The 21,391-nt window shown below is 40.2% G+C and carries 22 protein-coding genes, 1 rRNA gene and 1 other annotated feature; of the genes, 12 read left to right on the top strand and 11 right to left on the bottom strand.

Translation table 11 applies throughout. The features are described 5' to 3' along the window. Positions 1–19: 19 nt before the first annotated feature. Positions 20–343, bottom strand: a complete 324-nt coding sequence (locus tag VUI23_RS08585) for a hypothetical protein (RefSeq protein ID WP_216047327.1) — start codon at positions 341–343, stop codon at positions 20–22. 318 nt (positions 344–661) lie between these two features. Next, positions 662–775 (top strand) — a sequence feature (His leader region). 48 nt (positions 776–823) lie between these two features. Between VUI23_RS08585 and hisG the strand changes: the two genes are divergently transcribed. The 12 genes from hisG to VUI23_RS08525 all read left to right on the top strand — a co-directional run bounded on the left by hisG (position 824) and on the right by VUI23_RS08525 (position 11,046). Beyond that, positions 824–1,723, top strand: a complete 900-nt coding sequence (gene hisG / locus VUI23_RS08580; protein ID WP_216047328.1) for an ATP phosphoribosyltransferase — start codon at positions 824–826, stop codon at positions 1,721–1,723. Between the two features lie 16 nt (positions 1,724–1,739). Beyond that, positions 1,740–3,035, top strand: coding sequence for a histidinol dehydrogenase (gene hisD / locus VUI23_RS08575; RefSeq protein WP_342808265.1), 1,296 nt, complete (start codon positions 1,740–1,742; stop codon positions 3,033–3,035). Next, on the top strand, positions 3,032–4,132 hold the full coding sequence (gene hisC, locus VUI23_RS08570) for a histidinol-phosphate transaminase (protein ID WP_303501079.1): 1,101 nt from the start codon (positions 3,032–3,034) through the stop codon (positions 4,130–4,132). The genes hisD and hisC overlap by 4 nt, the downstream gene beginning before the upstream one ends. Further along, positions 4,129–5,199, top strand: coding sequence for a bifunctional histidinol-phosphatase/imidazoleglycerol-phosphate dehydratase HisB (gene hisB / locus VUI23_RS08565; protein WP_216047330.1), 1,071 nt, complete (start codon positions 4,129–4,131; stop codon positions 5,197–5,199). The genes hisC and hisB overlap by 4 nt, the downstream gene beginning before the upstream one ends. 2 nt (positions 5,200–5,201) lie before the next feature. Further along, complete coding sequence (gene hisH / locus VUI23_RS08560) at positions 5,202–5,831, top strand: imidazole glycerol phosphate synthase subunit HisH (protein ID WP_216047331.1); 630 nt, start codon at positions 5,202–5,204, stop codon at positions 5,829–5,831. Continuing rightward, the gene (gene hisA, locus VUI23_RS08555; protein ID WP_303501076.1) at positions 5,828–6,565 is read left to right on the top strand and encodes a 1-(5-phosphoribosyl)-5-[(5-phosphoribosylamino)methylideneamino]imidazole-4-carboxamide isomerase; all 738 of its coding nucleotides are present in this window, start codon (positions 5,828–5,830) and stop codon (positions 6,563–6,565) included. The genes hisH and hisA overlap by 4 nt, the downstream gene beginning before the upstream one ends. Continuing rightward, positions 6,547–7,341 (top strand): imidazole glycerol phosphate synthase subunit HisF, encoded by a 795-nt coding sequence (gene hisF / locus VUI23_RS08550; RefSeq protein ID WP_216047333.1) that lies wholly within the window; start codon positions 6,547–6,549, stop codon positions 7,339–7,341. Before hisA ends, hisF begins: the two co-directional genes overlap by 19 nt. Positions 7,342–7,369: 28 nt before the next feature. Next, positions 7,370–7,993: a bifunctional phosphoribosyl-AMP cyclohydrolase/phosphoribosyl-ATP diphosphatase HisIE gene (hisIE, locus tag VUI23_RS08545; RefSeq protein ID WP_342807792.1), complete on the top strand. Its 624-nt coding sequence runs from the start codon at positions 7,370–7,372 to the stop codon at positions 7,991–7,993. Positions 7,994–8,169: 176 nt separating this feature from the next. Next, the gene (locus VUI23_RS08540) at positions 8,170–8,883 is read left to right on the top strand and encodes an SIMPL domain-containing protein (RefSeq protein WP_216047335.1); all 714 of its coding nucleotides are present in this window, start codon (positions 8,170–8,172) and stop codon (positions 8,881–8,883) included. Between the two features lie 45 nt (positions 8,884–8,928). Further along, complete coding sequence (locus VUI23_RS08535) at positions 8,929–9,624, top strand: aspartate/glutamate racemase family protein (RefSeq protein WP_342807790.1); 696 nt, start codon at positions 8,929–8,931, stop codon at positions 9,622–9,624. A gap of 142 nt (positions 9,625–9,766) precedes the next feature. Then, positions 9,767–10,414 (top strand): signal peptidase I, encoded by a 648-nt coding sequence (gene lepB / locus VUI23_RS08530; protein WP_216047337.1) that lies wholly within the window; start codon positions 9,767–9,769, stop codon positions 10,412–10,414. Between the two features lie 179 nt (positions 10,415–10,593). Then, positions 10,594–11,046 (top strand): Hsp20 family protein, encoded by a 453-nt coding sequence (locus tag VUI23_RS08525; protein WP_216047338.1) that lies wholly within the window; start codon positions 10,594–10,596, stop codon positions 11,044–11,046. An 88-nt stretch (positions 11,047–11,134) separates the two neighbouring features. Here VUI23_RS08525 and VUI23_RS08520 read toward each other — a convergent pair whose 3' ends face one another. From VUI23_RS08520 to rrf, 10 genes are all read right to left on the bottom strand, one after another. Then, the gene (locus tag VUI23_RS08520) at positions 11,135–11,521 is read right to left on the bottom strand and encodes an MAPEG family protein (RefSeq protein ID WP_303501072.1); all 387 of its coding nucleotides are present in this window, start codon (positions 11,519–11,521) and stop codon (positions 11,135–11,137) included. Between the two features lie 77 nt (positions 11,522–11,598). Next, the gene (gene adk, locus VUI23_RS08515) at positions 11,599–12,243 is read right to left on the bottom strand and encodes an adenylate kinase (protein WP_342807788.1); all 645 of its coding nucleotides are present in this window, start codon (positions 12,241–12,243) and stop codon (positions 11,599–11,601) included. Positions 12,244–12,409: 166 nt separating this feature from the next. Continuing rightward, positions 12,410–13,573, bottom strand: coding sequence for an AI-2E family transporter (locus VUI23_RS08510; RefSeq protein ID WP_342807786.1), 1,164 nt, complete (start codon positions 13,571–13,573; stop codon positions 12,410–12,412). Between the two features lie 211 nt (positions 13,574–13,784). Next, positions 13,785–15,707: a molecular chaperone HtpG gene (htpG, locus tag VUI23_RS08505; protein ID WP_342807784.1), complete on the bottom strand. Its 1,923-nt coding sequence runs from the start codon at positions 15,705–15,707 to the stop codon at positions 13,785–13,787. Positions 15,708–15,901: 194 nt separating this feature from the next. Further along, a complete protein-coding gene (gene recR / locus VUI23_RS08500; protein WP_342807783.1) occupies positions 15,902–16,501 on the bottom strand; it encodes a recombination mediator RecR in 600 nt (199 codons plus the stop codon). A 10-nt stretch (positions 16,502–16,511) separates the two neighbouring features. After that, a complete protein-coding gene (locus VUI23_RS08495; protein WP_216047343.1) occupies positions 16,512–16,838 on the bottom strand; it encodes a YbaB/EbfC family nucleoid-associated protein in 327 nt (108 codons plus the stop codon). Between the two features lie 28 nt (positions 16,839–16,866). After that, positions 16,867–19,428, bottom strand: coding sequence for a DNA polymerase III subunit gamma/tau (dnaX, locus tag VUI23_RS08490; protein ID WP_342807782.1), 2,562 nt, complete (start codon positions 19,426–19,428; stop codon positions 16,867–16,869). A 6-nt stretch (positions 19,429–19,434) separates the two neighbouring features. After that, positions 19,435–19,971 (bottom strand): adenine phosphoribosyltransferase, encoded by a 537-nt coding sequence (apt, locus tag VUI23_RS08485; RefSeq protein ID WP_216047345.1) that lies wholly within the window; start codon positions 19,969–19,971, stop codon positions 19,435–19,437. A 35-nt stretch (positions 19,972–20,006) separates the two neighbouring features. Continuing rightward, the gene (locus VUI23_RS08480) at positions 20,007–20,129 is read right to left on the bottom strand and encodes a hypothetical protein (RefSeq protein ID WP_289847863.1); all 123 of its coding nucleotides are present in this window, start codon (positions 20,127–20,129) and stop codon (positions 20,007–20,009) included. A 1,108-nt stretch (positions 20,130–21,237) separates the two neighbouring features. Continuing rightward, positions 21,238–21,353 (bottom strand): 5S ribosomal RNA (rrf, locus tag VUI23_RS08475). Positions 21,354–21,391: the final 38 nt, after the last annotated feature.

The raw sequence follows: 21,391 nt of genomic DNA, 5'->3' as shown, positions 1-21,391 counted from the left end.
TATACTGATAGCAAAATCACTAAATATAAATATCTAAGTGCTTTCTTCCCTGTTCATCTACGGATGGAAGTTCAGGGTCTACGGCCTCTTGATCTTTTGCCTGCTTTTCAGCTTTTTGTTCCTTTTGGCTTTTTTTATCCGACTTGCTTTCTTCTTTATCATCAGAAGATTTTTTAAAATACTTTTCCCGCGCGTCTCTCTCCTCGGTGTTCAGCTCCTTTTCTTCGTCATTCAATTCACGAAGTTTCGCCTCTTTTTCGACTTGTTTAACTTTGAGCTCATCTTTTTCAATGGCCACTTTACCTTCACGGGGTAAAACAGAAAAAATCAAATCACTCGTCATAGGATTTACTCACTCTATTTTCAACTGAAAATGAATTTTGTAGGTATATACCCACAAACCATGCATTTGCGCATTTATTTAGCTATCGTATTGATTTTGACTTACTTTAACACTTTTCGTTCAATATTTGAGCTAGATTGCGAAATTGCATGATGCTAATGCCTTTTAGTTTTAACTAATACAATCTTAAATTATCACTTTTAGGTGTTTGTACTTGCATTATCTTTGTGGTTTGGATAATGTTCTGCGCATCAACACGAGAAACCAAAGCGAACAAGAGAAGCATATGATTTTTTTCACCAATAAAGCACGTCTAAACTGGCATCATCATCATATAGCATAACCTTTCAGGTTCGTGCTGGAAGGTTAATTGTCCTTCCAGTGGTACAGAATTTTTCTAAACCCCCGGAAGGAAACTTCTGGGGGTTTTTCGTTGTTATGGCAACGATTTGAAATTTAACTTTATATTGAGGCAACAACATGAGCGAGAGCAAACGACTACGTATAGCGGTTCAAAAGAAAGGGCGATTAAGTGATGAAAGTATTGGATTGCTTAAAGCTATTGGCATTAAATTACAAATACGTGATCGCCTTTTAATCGCTCATTCTACCAATCAACCGATTGATCTATTATTGGTGCGTGATGACGATATCCCAGGTTTGGTTATGGATGGCGTGGTCGATTTAGGCTTTATTGGCGAAAATGAACTTGAAGAAAAAATGCTAGAGCGCCAACAATCAGGTAAACCTCACGAATTTAAAACCTTACGTCGTTTAGATTACGGTGGTTGCCAATTATCCATTGCCGTTCCTACCGAATTTGATTATCAGGGGTTAGAGTCCATTAACGGTTTAAAAGTAGCAACGACTTATCCTTTTCTTTTAGAGCGGTTCTTCAAAAACAATAACATTGATGCTCAGTCAGTTATGTTAACCGGCTCTGTGGAAGTTGCCCCCCGAGCAGGTGTAGCAGATGCGATTTGTGATCTAGTATCCACAGGCGCAACACTGGAAGCAAACGGTTTACGTGAAGAAGCGGTAATTTTCAAATCTAAGGCTGTGTTAATTCAACGTGCTGGCGAACTAACAGATGATAAACAAGCGTTAATTAATCGTCTGTTACCTCGAGTCGATGGCGTTATGCAGGCCAAAGAAAGCAAATATATTATGTTGCATGCGCCTAAGGCTTATTTAGAGCAAGTGAAAAGCTTGTTACCGGGCGCTGAAAACCCAACGGTTTTGCCGTTAGCAAACAATGACGATACGGTTGCAATTCACGTGGTTAGTTCAGAGACACTTTTCTGGGAAACGATGGAAAAGCTGAAGTCACTCGGTTGCAGCTCAATATTAGTTATGCCAATCGAAAAAATGATGGGCTAAACATATGACCACGCAGATTCAAAACTGGGCAAATTTGTCAGATTCTCAAAAACAAAATATTTTGAGTCGCCCAGCTCAGGCTGACAACGAAAAATTGACTAAAATTGTTAGTGATATTTTACAGCAGGTAAAAGAGCGCGGTGATGACGCTGTCCGAGAATTAACCGAGCAGTTTGATGGCATTCGATTAACGAAATTGCGTCTGAGCAATGAAAGCCTAATCAATGCCGCGAACGAGATCAGCGATAACGTGCGAACTGCCATCGATTTAGCATATGCAAATATCAAGGCGTTTCATCAAGCTCAGTTTCCTACTGATGTAAAAATAGAAACTCAGCCAGGCGTGCTGTGTGAGCTTAAACATTCAGCCATTGATTCGGTTGGTTTATATATTCCCGGTGGGAGCGCACCATTGCCATCAACAGTGCTTATGTTAGGCGCCACGGCTCAAGTTGCCGGTTGTGAACGCAAAGTGTTATGCACTCCCCCCGATGCGAAAGGCAATATCGCCGCAGAAATTCGCTATGCAGCACAACTGTGCGGCATTGATGAGATATATTTAATTGGTGGTGCCCAGGCGGTCGCAGCTATGGCATTTGGCACTGATTCTATCACTAAAGTGGATAAAATCTTCGGCCCCGGCAATAGTTTCGTTACCGAGGCTAAACAACAAGTTAGTACTAAATCAGATGGTGCTGCTATTGATATGCCTGCCGGTCCTTCTGAAGTTTTAGTGATTGCAGATGAATCAGCGGACCCAAACTTTGTTGCCTCAGATTTGCTTTCGCAAGCAGAACATGGTGCTGACTCGCAAGCGGTTTTGGTAAGCAATAGCCAAACATTGATAGAAGCGGTGCAATTAGCCGTAGAAAAACAATTGCAGCAGTTATCTCGCAAGGAAATTGCCGCAAAAGCGATGCAACATGGGCGATATATATTAACCTCTGACGTTAACGAATCAATTTTGGTCAGCAATCAATATGCACCTGAGCACTTAATTGTACAGGTCGAAAACGCTCGGGATTTATTACCGAAGCTAAAATATGCCGGTTCTATTTTTATCGGTAAGTGGTCTCCTGAATCTGCAGGCGATTACGCTAGTGGGACGAATCACGTATTACCCACTTACGGATACTCTAGAAATTACTCAAGCTTAGGTTTGGCAGATTTCATGCGTCGTTACACGGTTCAAGAACTCAGTTACCAAGGGCTTTCCAATATTGGTAATGCAATTATGGACCTTGCCGAAGCAGAGGGGCTTGATGCCCATAAACGTGCGGTTTCAATTCGTTTAAATGGAGATAGCGTATGAGCAATTTAGTCGAAAAGCTACTCTGCGATAACGTAAGAAGCTTGAAACCTTATGAATCTGCGCGCCGGTTATTTGCAGCAGGTTCGGGGGAAGTTCAACAAACGTGGCTAAATGCTAACGAATCCCCCTTTGCAAACAATTACGATGTCGATAGTGAACGCTTTAATCGATACCCAGATTGCCAACCCACCAGCGTTATTAATTCCTATGCAGCGTATTCAAAAGTGGCGGCAGAAAACACCTTGGTTAGCCGAGGTGCCGATGAGGGTATTGAATTGCTAATTAGAGCCTTCTGTACCCCTGCAAAAGATGCCATTTTAATTTGTCCTCCAACCTACGGTATGTATGCAATCAGCGCAGAAACATTTAATGTAGGCGTGCACAAAGCACCACTAAACGATGATTTTAGTTTGGACGTAGAAAGTATTTGCGCACACAAAGACAAAGTAAAATTAGTCTTTATTTGTTCACCTAACAACCCTACGGGGACGAGTGTTGATTCAGCACAATTACAGCAAGTTGTTGAACATTTTGCAGATTCAGCCTTAGTGGTGGTAGATGAAGCTTATATTGAATTTGATTGGCACAGCACTTGGGCAAACAAGCTAGCTACTTATCCAAACTTGGTAATCTTGCGAACGCTCTCAAAAGCCTTTGCGCTAGCCGGTATACGATGTGGCTTTACCTTAGCGGCTCCAGCGGTGATACAAGCATTGTTAAAAGTCATTGCCCCGTACCCGATTCCAGAACCTGTCGCGCAGATTGCTAAACAAGCGTTACAGACACCAGGTATCGACAGAATGAAGCTGCAGGTAAGTGAATTAAATGCGCAAAGAGCGTTACTTAAAGAACGTTTGATGAGCATTCCAAGTGTTGAATTAGTTGGCGACGATAAAGCGAATTTCATTTTGTTCCGATGCGAACAAAAACAAGAACTTATGCAGTATTTAGTTGATAATCACACTTTAATTCGTGACCAATCAAAACAAATAAATCTACAAAACTGTCTGCGCATAACCGTTGGCACAGCTGAGCAAAATCAACAGCTAATGGATTTAATCTTTTCATTTTTCAAAAAACAGGAATCGGCACAATGAGCGCCCTACCGATTTTATTTATAGACAGAGACGGCACATTAGTAGAAGAACCCCCTATTGATAAGCAACTCGATCGTTTAGACAAATTAGTTTTCGAGCCGAATGTAATACCTGTGCTGTTGAAACTACAACATGCTGGTTATCGTTTAGTCATGGTTTCAAATCAAGATGGTTTAGGAACTGATTCGTTCCCACAAGCAGATTTTGATGCTCCTCATAATATGATGATGGATATTTTTTCTTCACAAGGTGTGATTTTTGATGATGTGTTAATTTGTCCGCACTTTGAAGAGCAACAATGTAGCTGTCGTAAACCCAAACTTGGTTTAGTAAAAGACTATCTGCAGCAGGGTAAAGTCGATTTTAGTCGCTCTTTGGTCATTGGTGACCGACAAACTGATATTGGCTTAGCTGATAACATGGGTTTAAAATCTCAGTTGTATAATCGCGAATCAAATAATTGGTTGGCAATTGAAAAAAGTATTTTAAGCTCAAGCAGAACAGCGACTGTGACGCGAAATACATCGGAAACGCAAATTAGCGTATTTGTTGATTTAGATAGCACGGCCAAGTCTACTATCGATACCGGATTAGGCTTTTTTGATCATATGCTCGATCAAATATCGACTCACGGTGGTTTTGAATTACGTTTATCAGTCAATGGCGATTTGCACATTGATGATCATCATAGTGTTGAAGATACGGCGTTAGCCTTAGGTGAAGCAATTAAGAAAGCGCTAGGCGACAAACGCGGCATCGGTCGTTTTGGTTTTGCGCTACCTATGGATGAATGTCGTGCTGAATGTATCATGGATATTTCTAATCGACCTCACTTGAAGTTTGAAGCCGAGTTCAGTCGCGATACAGTTGGTGAAATGGCAACTGAAATGGTGCCACATTTTTTCTATTCCATAGCCCAAGCAATGGGATTATCTCTGCATTTATCCACCACAGAAGGTAATGCTCATCATCAAGTAGAAAGCCTGTTTAAAGTGTTCGGGCGAGCATTGCGTCAAGCGATTACCAAACAAGGTGATATGCTACCCAGTAGTAAGGGAGCATTATAAGCATGTCAGTGGCAAGTTCTTCACAAAACACCGTTATTATTAATACTGGGTGTGCAAATATCTCTTCGGTAAAATTTGCACTGCAAAGGTTGACGCAAAATGTAACAGTATCGGATGATCCAGCTATTATCGGTGCTGCAGACAAACTTATTTTGCCTGGTGTTGGTAGTGCTAATGCGGCGATGGAAAGCATTGCAAACAAGCAACTAGCTAGTTGCATTCAATCTCTGACTCAACCTGTTTTGGGGGTTTGTTTAGGGATGCAATTAATGGTTACCGATTCCCAGGAAAAAGCCCATCAAAGCGACCTTGGAAATACCCCTTGCTTAAATTTAATACCTGGGCAAGTAAAACGCATGCAAGTAGGTGATTTACGCTTACCTCATATGGGTTGGAATACGGTGGACGCAGTTGAACAAAACTCAATATTTAAAGGAATTCCGCAAGGAACTTATTTTTATTTTGTACACAGCTTTGCGGTAGATGTTTACTCCCATACTTTGGCTGCTAGCCAATACGGAATGCCTTTTTCTGCGGCAATACATAGAGACAACTTTTATGGTGTGCAATTCCACCCAGAACGTTCTGGAGATGCCGGAGCTACCCTACTGGAGAACTTTTTAAACTTATGATTATTCCAGCAATAGATTTAATTGACGGTGCGGTTGTGCGTTTATATCAAGGCGATTACGATCAAAAAACCCAATACAAACTTGATCCTGTTGACGTTGTTCATAGCTACGCTGATCAAGGGGCAAAATGGTTGCATATTGTCGATTTAACTGGCGCAAAAGATACAAGCAAACGTCAACTCGAATTAATCAAGCGTATGGTTGATACTCAACGTATGCAGTTTCAAGCCGGTGGTGGTATTCGTTCTGAAGCGGATGTTGCGCAACTGCTGGAAATTGGAGTTAAACGCATTGTAATTGGCTCATTAGCAGTTAAACAACCAGCAGTAGTTAAACAGTGGGTGACTAAATATGGACCAGAAGCCATTGTTTTAGCATTAGACGTCAATATCGATGAAAACGGCAATAAATTTATTGCCACCCACGGTTGGCAAGAAAGCTCTGGAGTTGCACTAGAAGGGTTGCTAGATGACTTTTTAAGTGTCGGAGCCAAACATGTGTTGTGCACTGACATCAGTCGAGACGGCACCCTACAAGGGGCCAATCACCAGTTATATACAGAAATGAAACAGCGTTTCCCAAATGTAATTTGGCAGGCTTCTGGTGGTATAGGTTCATTGGCAGACATTGAAGCATTAAAACCTAGTCATGTTGATGGTGTGATCTTAGGGCGAGCGCTTTTAGAAGGTAAGTTTACCCTTAAGGAGGCTATCCAATGTTGGCAAGGAGAATAATTCCCTGTTTAGATGTCCGAGATGGCAAAGTAGTCAAAGGTGTTAAGTTTCGCAATCACGAAATAATTGGTGACATAGTGCCATTAGCTGAGCAGTACGCACAGCAAGGTGCCGATGAGTTAGTATTTTATGATATTACCGCATCCAGTGACCAACGAGTTGTCGATAAAAGTTGGGTAAGCCGAATAGCACAAGTAATAGACATTCCGTTTTGCGTGGCTGGAGGCATCAAATCAGTAGAAGATGCGGGACGTATTTTAGAAATGGGAGCGGATAAAATATCTGTCAACTCCCCCGCTCTAGCCGATCCAGAATTGATCACACGATTACATGATACCTATGGTCAGCAATGTGTTGTTATCGGTATTGACAGTTACTTCAATGAACAAAGCCAACAATACGAAGTTTATCAATTTACCGGTGACGAAAAGCGCACGCAAAATACTGGACGCTTAACAGCTGACTGGGTAGAAGAAGTGCAACAACGCGGCGCAGGTGAAATTGTGCTTAACTGTATGAATCAAGATGGTGTTCGTCAAGGATATGATATCGCGCAATTAAGCCTTGTGCGTAAGGTCTGTAAAGTGCCATTAATTGCCTCTGGCGGTGCAGGTGAAAAACACCATTTTTACGATGTTTTCAAACAAGCCGATGTTGATGGTGCTTTAGCTGCCTCAGTTTTCCATAAAGGCATTATCCCAATTCCAGAATTAAAAGACTTTTTACGTGCACAAGGCGTGGTCATTCGCGAAGATTTTGTGCAAATGACACCCTAGCAGCGCAACTGAAAAAACAGAGAACTCGATGATTATCAATCAACAAACAATAGACCAGTTAAGCTGGGATAAAATGCAAGGTTTAATCCCATGCATTGTGCAAAACGCAGTAAGTGGCAAAGTATTAATGCAAGGTTATATGGACCAAGCGGCGGTGATGACAACTTTAGATAGTGGTCACGTCACATTTTTTAGTCGCTCAAAACAGCGCTTATGGACCAAGGGGGAAACTTCCGGCCATACTTTGGACTTAGTAGAATTAACTGCTGATTGTGACAAAGATTCAATCCTCGCTTTGGTAACACCAAACGGGCCCACGTGTCATTTAGGTACAGAATCTTGCTGGGCATCCAGCGAAAGTGCAGACTTTACCTTCATTGCCGAACTTGAAACCATCTTGGCGGCAAGAAAAACAGCCGATCCCGAGTCCAGTTATACTGCGAGCTTGTACAACAAAGGCATTAAACGTATTGCCCAGAAAGTTGGCGAAGAAGGCGTTGAAACAGCCCTAGCTGCAACAGTCAAAGATTTGCAAGAATTGAAAAATGAATCCGCAGACTTACTCTATCATTTAATTGTTTTATTACATGCTTCGGATCTGTCATTGAGCGATGTGGTTGACATCTTGAAGTCTCGCCACAACAAAAAATAAGTATAGTGTATGGCTTGGCATCACATTGCCAAGCCAAACACAGTTTTATCTCTACATATCCCGCGTTTCTGCCGCCAAATCTCGCGTCTTTAAAGTTCAAGTTATTTTATCTACTTGTTGTTAGAATAATCTCCTAACAGCTTTGAGTTTCATCCAAATGAAAGGACGACTAAATCATGCAAACTTCTCGTGCCACTTTGATATTTAGTGCTGCTTTAATCATTAGTAGCGCAATTTTAGGCTATTTCTTAGAACAATCTGTTGAGCGCTTTCGAGCCTTCGAACGTACTATCACAGTAAAAGGCTTATCAGAACATGAAGTACCTGCCGACACTGCCATTTGGCCTATTCAATATAGTGTGATCAGTGATGATCTAGCGGATTTGTACAAGCAACTCGAAATTCAACAAAGCATCGTTGAGCAGTTTTTATTAGAAAATAATTTTTCAGAAGAAGAGATAAGCGCATCAACTCCCACGATTAATGACAAAAAAGCGCAAAACTACGGAAGCTACAATCCCAATGATACTCGCTTTACTGCAAACCAAACATTCACTGTGTACAGTGAAAAGATTGACACTGTGCTGCAAGCACAAACCAAGTTATTAGAGTTAGGTAAACGAGGCCTAGTGCTTAATGGCAATAGTTATGAAAACCAAACTCAGTTTTTGTATTCGGGATTAAATCAAATAAAGCCTAATATGATTGAGGATGCCACTCAAAAAGCCCGTGAAGTAGCCGAAAAATTTGCGGCTGACAGCAATAGCCAATTAGGAAAAATAAAGCAAGCCAGACAAGGTCAGTTTAGTATTTCCGATAGGGACAGTAATACACCACATATTAAACAAGTAAGGGTGGTTTCCACCATTGAGTATTACTTAATAGATTAATGCCAATTTAATTGTTTTCGTCAAATCTAATAAGGGGTATTCACAATGCGCACAATTGGTTTAATCGGCGGTATGAGCTGGGAATCAACTGTAAGTTATTACCAAGTGATTAATCGACAAGTAAAATTGCGTTTAGGTGGTTTTCATTCTGCAAAACTCATCCTGCACAGTGTTGATTTTGCACAAATTGAACGCTTACAACATCTGCAAAAGTGGCAAGAATTGGCTGAACTTCTAGCCGATGCAGCTCGTGGACTTGAACTGGCGGGGGCTGAATGTGTAGTGATTTGTACCAATACTATGCATAAAGTCGCTGATAAGGTTGAACAAGCGACAAAACTCCCGCTTATACATATTGCCGACGCAACGGCGAAAGAGTTGGTCTCAGACAAGATCCAAAAAGTAGGATTATTGGGTACAAGCTTTACGATGGAACAAGATTTTTATCGCCAAAGAATACAAGACAAATTCGCAATCGAGGCATTAATCCCTGAACAATCAGATAGAGATTTTGTGCATCAAGTCATTTACGATGAACTATGCTTGGGAAAAATTAACTCATCGTCACGAAAAAACTACCTTAATATTATACAAAAGATGTATCAACAAGGTGCACAAGCAATTATTCTAGGTTGCACTGAGATTGCGCTTTTAATCAATCAAAATGATACTGACATTCCGCTCTACAACACCACGGATATTCATGCTTTAGCTGCTGTGGATTTTTCCTTAAATAATTAGCTTTTGCCATCTAACTAGTCACATTTAACTCGCTACTTTTACGACATAAATATTTACATACTAAGTTTGAACTATGAAATTCACGGTTATCTAATAAGACAATCAGTAGTATTACAACGGACTATCACTTAGGAATATGATGATGATAAAACAAAAGTTAGTGGGTGTATGTAAGCAGAATTGGGGATTCTTACTGTTTATTTTTCTCATGTTTGCATCACGAAGTAGTTTAGCCGATTGGTATCATGTGCCTTCTGGTTCGATGTTACCCACCATCGAAGTAGGTGATCGCATTTTAGTTAACAAAATGGCCTATCGCATAGAATTACCCTTTACAGATATCCCTTTAATTCAAACAGGCGCACCAGAACGAGGGGATATAGTAACTTTTAACTCGAAAGTTGCACAAGAAAGATTGGTAAAACGCATTGTAGGAATACCCGGAGATCATATTTCAATGGTCAATAACCAATTAATAATTAACGGCCGAATATTAGCCTATACAAGTCAACAACAACGGGATTTTTATCAAGAAGATCTATTGGGCAAAAAACATTTGGTGCAATTTGTAGCCGTTCCTCACAGTAAAGACAATTTTAACAATATTGAAATTCCAGTGGGGTACTATTTTGTGATGGGTGACAACCGTAATAACAGTGTTGACTCCCGTTATATTGGCTTAGTTAGTGAACAGGAATTACAAGGTAAAGCCACAAAAGTGATCGCCTCTTTTGATAAAGATAATTATTATCTACCCAAAACAAACAGAAATTTATTAAATTTAAATTAATATAAATCAATGAGTTATAAATTATTTTTATTTTTTTAAATTTTTTTCATTGAAAATCTATTCCTCCACCACATATTTATATTGTCGACGCCGAAAGGGTCGACAAATAAAAACGCCGCCGAATACTCGGGGCACAATTTGAAAATTTAAACATATTGCTTAATAGCGAGGATATGACTATGCGTAACATCGACTTATCACCACTTTATCGTTCTTTTATTGGTTTTGATCACTTAGCATCTATGATTGATGCCGCTTCACAAAGTGAAAAACAAACAACCTACCCTCCATACAATATCGAGTTGTTAGAAGAAGACAAGTATCGAATTACTATGGCAGTGGCAGGATTTTCCCAAGAAAATATAACCATTGAGACTCAGGAAAATACCTTGAAAGTCTCTGGTACGCTGCCAGGAAAAGAAAGCGATCGTAAGTTCCTTCACAAAGGTATTTCCGAGCGAAATTTCGAAAGAAAATTTCAACTTGGAGATCACGTGAAAGTATTAACAGCGGATATGCAAAATGGTCTGCTGCATATAGAACTCGAACGCGTGATTCCTGAAGCGAAAAAGCCTAGAAAAATTGAAATAGGTAGCAAAACTAACAACTATATAGAAAATAAACCTGAATAGTTAGTTACTATTGATAATTTAAAACGGCGTCCTCGGACGCCGTTTTTTGTCTTCTTCACCAATAAAAACCTGATGACTTTTGTATCAATTAATATAACGCCAGGATATTCAGTACTGACGCACCAACAAGTGATGCAAACGTCATTAACATGCCCCACAACCGTTGCCAACTAACGCCAGTGTGATGACGCAATCCGTAGGCATGAATTATTCGACCTAGTAATAATAATGAACCTATTGCATGAAGAATAAGATGATTACCTTGATTAAGCTCTGCCACCAACAACAAAACAAGTATTAAAGGTACATATTCAGCAAAGTTACCATGTGCTCTGATGATACCTAGGAAATGGCTATCACCACCATCACCTAAACTTACTTTGCGACCTCGCCGCTGTTTTATTACTAAGATAGAAAGATAAAAGAAAGTTATCCCTAAAAGACCAGCGTAAAAAGCTGTTATCGGTGTGCTCATATCGCATCCTAAATTAAAAAGCCCACAATATTGTGGGCTTTAGTCTAAACTATTTGCATAGAGTTTCCAGTGCGGGATTACCCTAACTTTTCAGCTAACTGGCTACTTACCGTTTCAACTGCTTGGGTACCATCGATTTTAATGTATTCACAGTTGCCCGCCTGGGCTTCAGTTGAATAATAATCAATTAACGGCTTAGTCTGTTCATGATAAACAGTCAAACGTTTACGTACAGTTTGCTCTTCATCATCAGGTCGTATAACGAGTTCTTCACCCGTCACATCGTCCTTACCTTCGTTTTTTGGCGGATTATATGAAACATGATAAACACGGCCTGAACCAGGGTGAACACGTCGACCAGCCATTCTTTCGACGATTACATCATCAGCTACATCAAATTCGATACAAAAATCGACTTTAATACCTGCTTGCTTCATGGCATCGGCTTGCGGAATAGTGCGAGGAAAGCCGTCCAATAAAAAGCCGCGTTCGCAATCCGGTTGGGTAATACGTTCCTTTACTAACCCTATTATCAGTTCATCGGAAACAAGTTTCCCTTCATCCATGACTTTTTTTGCAGCAAGACCAAGCTCGGTACCTGCTTTTATAGCTGCTCTGAGCATATCGCCTGTAGAGATCTGTGGAATCCCATACTTACCCATTAGAAACTGGGCTTGTGTGCCTTTGCCAGCACCAGGCGCGCCTAGTAGAATAATGCGCATGCCGTGTCCTCTCATAGTTAAAATTCAATCCAACCGCAACTTTACACATTCATTTGCTGGTATACAAGAATATCAAAGCAGACTCCCCCTAAAGTCTTATAAAAATTAGATATAAGTATGTAAATTTTTCAATTGCTTCTAGTTCCGGGAGCTAAATGGTTGAATTTTAACCTTTTGCTTCAATTAGTTTGAGCCAATGCGGCAATACACCAATTTGCGCAATAGTCAGTTTAATACAAACGAGGATTGGCACTGCTAGTAACACGCCTAGGATCCCCCATAACCACCCCAACATCAGTAACCATAGAATAATAACCAAGGGATTTACTTGCATATTACGTCCTAAAATCGCCGGAGTAATAAATTGTGACTCAACAATATTCAAAATTAAAAACACAGCACTTGGCATTAAAGCGATTAACTCAAAGCCAAATTGCACGGTACCAGCCAAGCACAAAATAATCAGACTGATGAGAGAGCCTACATAAGGTACAAAATTGAGCAAAGCCACTAAGGAGCCCCACAGCAATGCATCTTGAACGCCTAAAAAATGTAGGATAGCGGCGGTAGATAATCCTAACGCAGAGTTGATGATACTAATCGTCACTATATACTTCGATAACGTTTGTTGAATTTTAGTCACTAAAAACACGGTTCGTTTTTTGTTTTTAACAATTGGGAAATCTTCTATAAAAACGGTAAACAAAGACGGTCCAAAAATGAGTAAAAATAAAATCAATATAAGACTTGCCAGAAGCTGACCGATAAACGTTGGTGTCGCTCCTAAAACAGACAGCAACATCTCGATGCTGCCTTGTTTAATATGTTCTTTAACTACATTTTGTTCAAGGTTTGGAGTGGGTTCGGGTGTTTCTTCTTCAAACCAGCCAAAAAAACTAAAACCACTCTTTTCGTTATTTTCATCGACTTGTTTTTTAGCAAGGGTTTCGTGTTTTGAAAACGCTTCACTCATACTGTCAATCTGTTCACTCAATTGAACAGAAAGCTTTGGAACTAACTGTGCCCATTTTTGTGCAGGTTCAGCAAGTTGCGCTCCTAAAAAGCTAAAAGGAGCCACTAACATCACTAGCAGCACAACTGCAGAGATGGGACGCGGAATATGTACTTTTTTAAACAGAGTGACCAAAGGACTCAACAATAACGCTGTTAACACTGTAAAAACCAAAGGGATCAATAAAGATTGCGCAAAATATAGCGTATAAAATACGGCTAATATTAACAGCCAATGCAACGATTTCACCGCCGTTGGTGTTGTTAAATTTGTGCCTCCATCAGGAGCTTGTTGACTACTAGTAATATTGTCAGACACTGTTCAACCTTGGTTATTTTTATTTGTCACTTAGAATAGTGCGGCGAATAGAATTTTACCATCTATTCATTGGCAACTAATCCCGTGTAATGCCTTTCTAATCCTTCAAACATAAAAAATCCGATGAGAAACTCTCACCGGATTTTTCAAACGCTTACTATTCTAGAAAACCAAGCAAACGCATTTAGCTTGCTTGCACTTTATCTAAAATTTACTTGGCTAGATCAATCAATAGCTTATTCAAGTTTTGGACAAAACTCGCAGGGTCTTTAAGACTTCCCTGCTCTGACAACGCAGCTTGATCGTATAACACATCAACCCATTGCCCAAACTGACCTTCATCCTGTAAATCAGCAAGTAATTTCACCAATTGATGCTCGGGATTCAATTCAAAATGATATTTTGCTTCAGGTACAGGTTGTCCCGCAGCCTGCATCAGTTTAATCATTTGCGTAGACATACCCTGCTCATCAGTTACGATACAAGCAGGCGAATCAGTTAGTCGATGAGTAAATTTAACGTCAACGACTTTATCGCCTAGAGCAGTTTTCACGCGTTCTAATACGCCTTCAACTTCTTTTTCAGCTTGCTCTTGTTCTTTTTTGCTTTCTTCATCTTCTAAATCACCAAGATCAAGTGCACCACGTGCTACAGACTGGAATGATTTTTCATTGAATTCAGTTAAATGAGACATCAACCATTCATCAATGCGATCACCCATTAACAGTACTTCAATTCCTTTTTTACGGAAAATCTCTAAGTGTGGGCTAGATTTAGCTGCTTGGTAACTATCTGCAGTAATGAAGTATATTTTTTCCTGACCTTCTTTCATGCGGCCAATATAGTCTTCCAATGATACTGTTTGCGCATCACTGTCATTGTGAGTGGATGCAAAGCGCAGCAAACCAGCAATTTTTTCTTTGTTTGCATGATCTTCTGCAGGGCCTTCTTTTAAGACACTACCAAACTCTTTCCAGAATAACTGATATTTTTCAGCATCATTTTTAGCCAGACGCTCAAGCATTTGCAGAACGCGTTTTGTACAACCTTGACGAATAGCCTGAGTTATTTTGTTATCTTGCAGAATTTCACGAGAAACATTTAGAGGTAAATCGTTTGAATCTAACAAGCCTTTAACGAAACGCAGGTAAACTGGCATAAACTGTTCTGCGTCATCCATAATGAATACACGTTGAACATATAATTTTAAGCCATGATTCTGATCGCGGTTCCACATATCAAACGGCGCTTTTGAAGGAATATACAGTAAACTGGTGTATTCAGTTTTACCTTCAACTTTGTTGTGGGAATGCAGTAAAGGATCGGTGAAATCGTGAGAAACATGTTTATAGAACTCGTTATATTCTTCATCACTTATTTCTGACTTATCTCGAGTCCACAGTGCGCTGGCTTTATTGACGGCTTCCCATTCTCCAGGTTGAGCAGGAATTTTTTCGCCATCAGGGCCTTCAGACTCTGCAACTTCTTCTTTCCACATTTTAACTGGAATACCAATGTGTTCAGAGTACTTAGTAACGATTGAGCGTAGTCGCCAGTCATCCGCATACTCTTTTTCTTCATCGCGCAAATGCAGAATGATTTCCGTCCCGCGATCTGCCTTTTCGATATCTTTAACAGTAAATTCGCCTTCACCGGCAGATTGCCATTCAACACCTTTATCTGCACTGTCACCTGCCGCACGGCTGCGTACAATGACGTTATCAGCAACGATAAAAGCAGAATAGAAACCAACTCCGAATTGACCAATTAGCTGCGAGTCTTTTGACTGGTCTCCAGATAAATTATTAAAGAACTCTTTGGTACCAGATTTGGCGATTGTACCAAGATGTTCAATAACGTCTTCTTTGTTCATTCCAATTCCATTGTCTGAAATTGTAATGGTTCCGGCTTCTTTATCTGCACTGAGCTTAACGCAAAGATCACTGTCATTTTCATATAATGAAGGATCAGAAAGTACTTTAAATCTCAATTTATCTGCAGCATCAGCAGCATTTGAAACCAATTCACGAAGGAATATTTCTTTGTTGGAATAAAGTGAATGAATCATCAATTGAAGTAATTGCTTTACTTCAGTTTGAAAACCATGAGTTTCTTGGTGAGCTGTTTCAGCCATAAACAAATTTCTCCTATAAACCGTTTTGCTTCTAGGCTTAGGAGATAAGGTCGTTTACTTTCTTTTCAAGCAAACAAAACAATTTATTATCAATAATTATTAAAAAATTAGAACGAAGATTTAAAAATTGGATGCTATTTGCGCAATTAAAGTAAACTGTTCAAACGCGGGTGGTGTTAAGTAAAGTGATTAATTTAAATAACTCTTCTGCCGGTAAATGCGTGCATCAAAGTATTACCGTCTACATACTCAAGTTCTCCGCCTACAGGCATTCCATGCGCCAACCGTGTGGCAGAAATTTCATTGGATTTGCACATTTGAGCGATAAAGTGAGCTGTAGCCTCACCTTCCACTGTAGGGTTTGTGGCTAAAATAACCTCTTTAAATTTGTTTGATTTGAGTAAAACTTCAAGCTCATTCAAGCCAATTTCATTAGGTCCAATTCCATCAATAGGTGACAAATGCCCCATTAAAACAAAATAGCGTCCTTTAAACTCTGAGGTTTGCTCAACAGCAAGTACGTCTTGCGGAGACTCAACAATACACAGTTGTCCAGACTCTTCTCGAGCAGGATCACTGCAAATTGAACACAAGCTAGCTTCTGTAAAGGTTCGACAAGACTGACAGTGTTGGATGTGCTCCATCGCATTATGCAGTACTTGACTCAGTTGCAAAGCCCCTTCTCTATTACGCTCTAACAAATGAAACGCCATACGCTGAGCACTCTTCTTACCTACGCCGGGTAAGTGAGTTAATGCGTCTATCAGTTCAGTAATGAGGGGGCTATATTGCATCTATTTCTTCTTAAAACGGCATCTTGAAGCCAGGAGGTAGGGGCATTCCCCCTGTTACATCACCCATTTTCTCTTTAGTTGTTTCTTGAACACGACGTACAGCATCATTAATCGCAGCGGCAACAAGATCTTCAATCATCTCTTTATCGTCTTCCATTAAAGATGGATCGATATCTACTCGTCTGACATTATGATTACAAGTCATGGTAACTTTAACTAGGCCAGCACCAGATTCTCCGGTGACTTCAATTGTCGCTAATTCTTCCTGTGATTTTTGCATGCGCTCTTGCATTTGCTGCGCTTGCTTCATGATATTACCCATACCACCTTTAAACATAACACTCTCTCTTTATTGGTAAATTAAATTAGCGAGGCTTGATACTAGACTCTATCACCTGCGCAGAAAATATATTTTTAATCCTATTTATTTCAGGATTCGTTTCAGCAACATTTTTTGCATGCTGCATTCTTACCTGATTAATGGTTTGCTGCACTGCAAATGGTGTACTTATTGGCTGACAATGCTCAATACGTAATTCAATTTGTTGCTGAAAAAGTTCACTTAAAGCCTGTTGTAACTGACTTCTAGCTGTATCAGTATCTAAATGTAGTTTCGAATCTAACAACTTCAAGGTCACAAGGTTATCATTTTTTTCATAAGACGAGTGCAGCGCTAATTGCTTAGTTAACGCGGTGACCTGCATTTGTTCGATTAATTGACTCCAAGTATCTAACTGACTGGAATGTATTACCTTTTCGCCATTTTCTAGAAATGCTGGCACGTCAAAATCCACATTCACTTCTACAGGTTCATTAAGATGAGCCATTGGATCGAACTCTTCTTGTATTTCCTCGTCATTTACAGCGACTTGCTCAGTGTCTGTAATACTTTGTGAATTTGCTGCAGTTTCACGTAGCCAGGGTGGAGTATCCTGATTGTGTTGTTGTTCAGCATAATCACTATCAATACTAGCTTGTGATTTTGCATCTTCGTCTGCTAAAACGTCAGGGCTAACCGCCTGTTCGGATAAATCAATATGGCTATCAGAATCAGATTCTATTGGAATAATTTCGTTGCTAGGGTTAAATTGCGTCTCTGAGTTTTCAGAATTTGTAATTTGTGTACCAATCTGATTTTGAGCATCTATTTCTTGTTCTGAAATATCTTGGCTTTTTTCAATGACTGCAGAGTCTTCAATTATATTATTTGACTGAGGCTTGAAGCGCGAAGGTAGAAAATCATCTGTAGACTTTACTTCCTTTTTCTCTTCTTCATCCGAAGCCACTTCTAACTTAGAAAGTCTATCTTTTAGAGCAATGAGACTTTCAGTTGCTGATAACGAATTAGTCTGAACAGCAATATCATTGTGGCTTAGTTCAGTTGGCGAAATCTGTTGTTCCGCCTTAGGTAAATTATTAACTTCATTTGTATCTGAATTTTGAGCAGTGTTGTCCGCATGGAAATCTGCTAAATTGCTCTGCTGTTCAAAATATTCCTGATGGTAAACATCGGAATTTTCGTAATTTTGTTGGTTCTCATGGTTCTTCTGAGAATCCATATCTACAGGATTTTGAGCAACATTATCAACCTTAGTTGCTTGGATTTCCTGATGTAAATCATTTGCATTTGAACGTTCAGAACCTCTTGCTTGGGCTCCCACTAAGGAATTGGCTTGACGGATAATATCACTTTGTTGTTCAACAAGAGTTTGTTCTATTTCGTTTCCATTAAACTCAGCTTTTTCAACCGTTTTTTTTTCTCCAGTATCACTATGAATGGGAATCGATGATGTACTGGCTTTTGTGGTCAAACTGTTAGTTTCATCAATCGTCAAAGAAATCGGCGAAGGGTTGAATGCTAACATACGTAAAAGCGTCATTTCTAAACCTATGCGAGCATCTGCAGCATGGCTTATGTCTTTTTTGCCCTGCAAGGCAATTTGATACGCTAATTGAACTTGCTCAGGCGGCATCATTTTAGCTAATTGGTATACAGCCCGTGCTGCTACGGTTTCGAGCTTACAAGCTTCTGGTACGAATTGAGTCAGAGCAACTTGATGTAGCAAACTCATTAGCTCTGATAACACCTGTTCATAATTTACTGATTGTTGCGACATTGTTTCTATTTGCGCCATGACTTGTGCCGGCTCATTACTAAAAACAGTATGCAGTAGTTTGATTATTTGGCCTTTATCCATTAGGCCTAGCATATCGGTAACTATGACATTTGATACTTTGCCATCACCTTGAGCGATGGCTTGATCTGTCAAACTTAAAGCATCTCTCATGCTTCCTTGCGCAGCTCGAGCCAATTGCGATAATGCCTGAGGCTCGCTAAAGATATTCTCTTCTTTAAGTATATAACTTAACTGCTGAGTAATTTGATCCCGTGATAACGCTTTTAAATTGAACTGTAAACAACGAGACAGTATGGTCACAGGTAATTTTTGTGGATCGGTGGTTGCGAGCAAAAACTTCACATGTGGAGGCGGCTCTTCAAGGGTTTTTAAAAGTGCATTGAAGCTATGTTTAGACAACATATGCACTTCATCTATTAAATAAACCTTAAACTGTCCACGTGTTGGTTTGTATTGAACATTGTCGAGAAGCTCGCGCGTATCTTCAACTTTTGTTCTTGATGCTGCATCAATTTCCAACAGATCAACAAAACTGCCATTTTCAATATCCAAGCAAGTATGACACTTACCACAAGGATTAGCGCTTAAACCAGTTTCACAATTTAAGCTTTTAGAAAATATTCGTGCAATTGTTGTTTTACCAACTCCTCGCGTCCCCGTAAACAGGTAAGCGTGATGCAGTCTATTATTATCTAATGCGTTTGAGATCGCTGTAACAACGTGCTCTTGGCCAACCAATTCAGAAAATCGATTAGGACGCCATTTACGAGCAAGTACCTGATAAGCCATTAGACGTTATTCACCATCAAAATCGCATAAAGCATGACATTGAACGCCATGCTCATTTAGTTTAGCTTCGCCACCCAAGTCAGGAAGAGAAATGATAAAGCCAGCATGTTCAACTATTCCACCAAGTTTTCTAATCAAATTGGCAGTAGCAACCATAGTCCCGCCTGTAGCGAGCAGATCATCTATCATCAATACTTTTTCACCAGGCTTAATTGCATCAGAATGAATTTCTAACGTATCCATCCCATATTCCAGTTCGTATGATTCAGAAATGGTTTCCCGAGGTAACTTATTCGGCTTACGAACCGGAATAAAGCCTATCCCCATTTCTATTGCTAGAGGCGCGCCAAACAAGAACCCTCTAGCTTCAGTTCCAGCAATTTTATCAAATTTTAGTGGTGCAAACTTTTCTAGTAGTAAAGCAATACTGCTTGAAAAAGCGGTATGGTCTTCCAATACTGAGGTAACATCACGGAACAAAATTCCTGGTTTTGGATAATCAGGGACGGTTTTAACGATTGATTTTATATATTCAGCTGACACAGACTTCCTCTTAGTGGCTCGCTTAATTATTGGGATTAAAGGTAAAACGTTAGCCAACCAGCGATAGCAGGTAAAAGAGGAAGTGCCAATAAGACAACAAGGGCCACTAATAAATATGTCCAGCTAAAAGGGTCTTTTTCAAAACTATGATCTTGCATTTTAAAACTCCAATAAATCCTATTTTAGAAGCGCCAAATAGTAATGCAAACAAGCTAAAATTAATAGGCTTAATCAGCTTTGATCGACAATTGTTACCTTTAAAGTAAGCTGCCAGTTAATATTCTCATCACTTATTAGAAATAGTATGAACAATTTTTAAACATAGATGGAAAAACAGATTACTTTAAGCCAATGGTAGCGTTAAATTTAGATTCCACGGGCTGAAGCCCGCGCTACGGAGTTGTAAATGCATTTTCTCTCACATGGGGGTGAAGGAGGCTGTTCTTAGTTGCGCAGCAACGTTAGCCGACTGAACGACTCGCATGGATGCGAGGCTGGACGAAGCACCAGGGACGGTTAACACCTAGATGCCTATTACATGAACAGCTATTGCATGACACTCGCTGGGTTAGGTTTCTCTGCGGGATATTTCTTGCGCGGTAGCGTTTAGAAGGAATGCTACCTATCTCGATGCTCATAAAGGTGCTTCGTTAGGTAAATCAACATTCCACGGGCTGAAGCCCGTGCTACAGGTTTGCGCGTTTCTTTGTTCTCACATGGGGGTAAGCGAGGATGTTTTAGGAACGCAGTTCCGCCCGAGTGCACGACCGACATGGATGTCAGGCTGGAGGTAGCCACATGGATGTGTGACACCTAGCAGTTTATTACAGGGACAGGCATTGCATAACACACCGATGGGTTAGGTTTCCCTGTTAATAGTTCTTGCGCGGCAGCGCTTAGAAGGAATGCTACCTATCTCGATGCTCATAAAGGTGCTTCGTTAGGTAAATCGCAGGCATAAAAAAAGGCTACCTAAATAGGTAGCCTTTCTTCTAATGGGAGTCCCGTTCCGGCAAGGGACAATGTGCTACTCTCACATGGGGGTGAAAACGGGGCTCTCTGGAGCATCGCTCCAGCCGTTTGAACGACTCAAGCTGTGCTTGAGGCTGGGAATCCACTTTGTGACGGTTGACTGCGGAGTAGATTTCGCGCGGCAGCGCTTTAGAGTAAGGGCTATCCACAACATGTATTTCATATTGTCTATGTTTTAAAGTCACAAATGCAAAAAAGGGCTACCCTTTCGGATAGCCCTTTCTCTAAATGGGAGTCTGGCGATGTGCTACTCTCACATGGGGAAACCCCACACTACCATCGCCGCTAACACGTTTCACTTCTGAGTTCGAGATGGGATCAGGTGGTACCGTGTCGCTAAGGTCGCCAGACATAAATCGTGCAAACTCATCTTTTCAAGATGACATTT

Origin of the sequence: Alteromonas sp. M12 (assembly GCF_037478005.1) — a bacterium.
In the GTDB taxonomy this organism is placed as follows: Bacteria; Pseudomonadota; Gammaproteobacteria; order Enterobacterales; family Alteromonadaceae; genus Aliiglaciecola; species Aliiglaciecola lipolytica_A.
The sequence above is the reverse complement of the archived record's forward strand: the minus strand, read 5'-3'. Positions and strand labels throughout refer to the sequence as shown.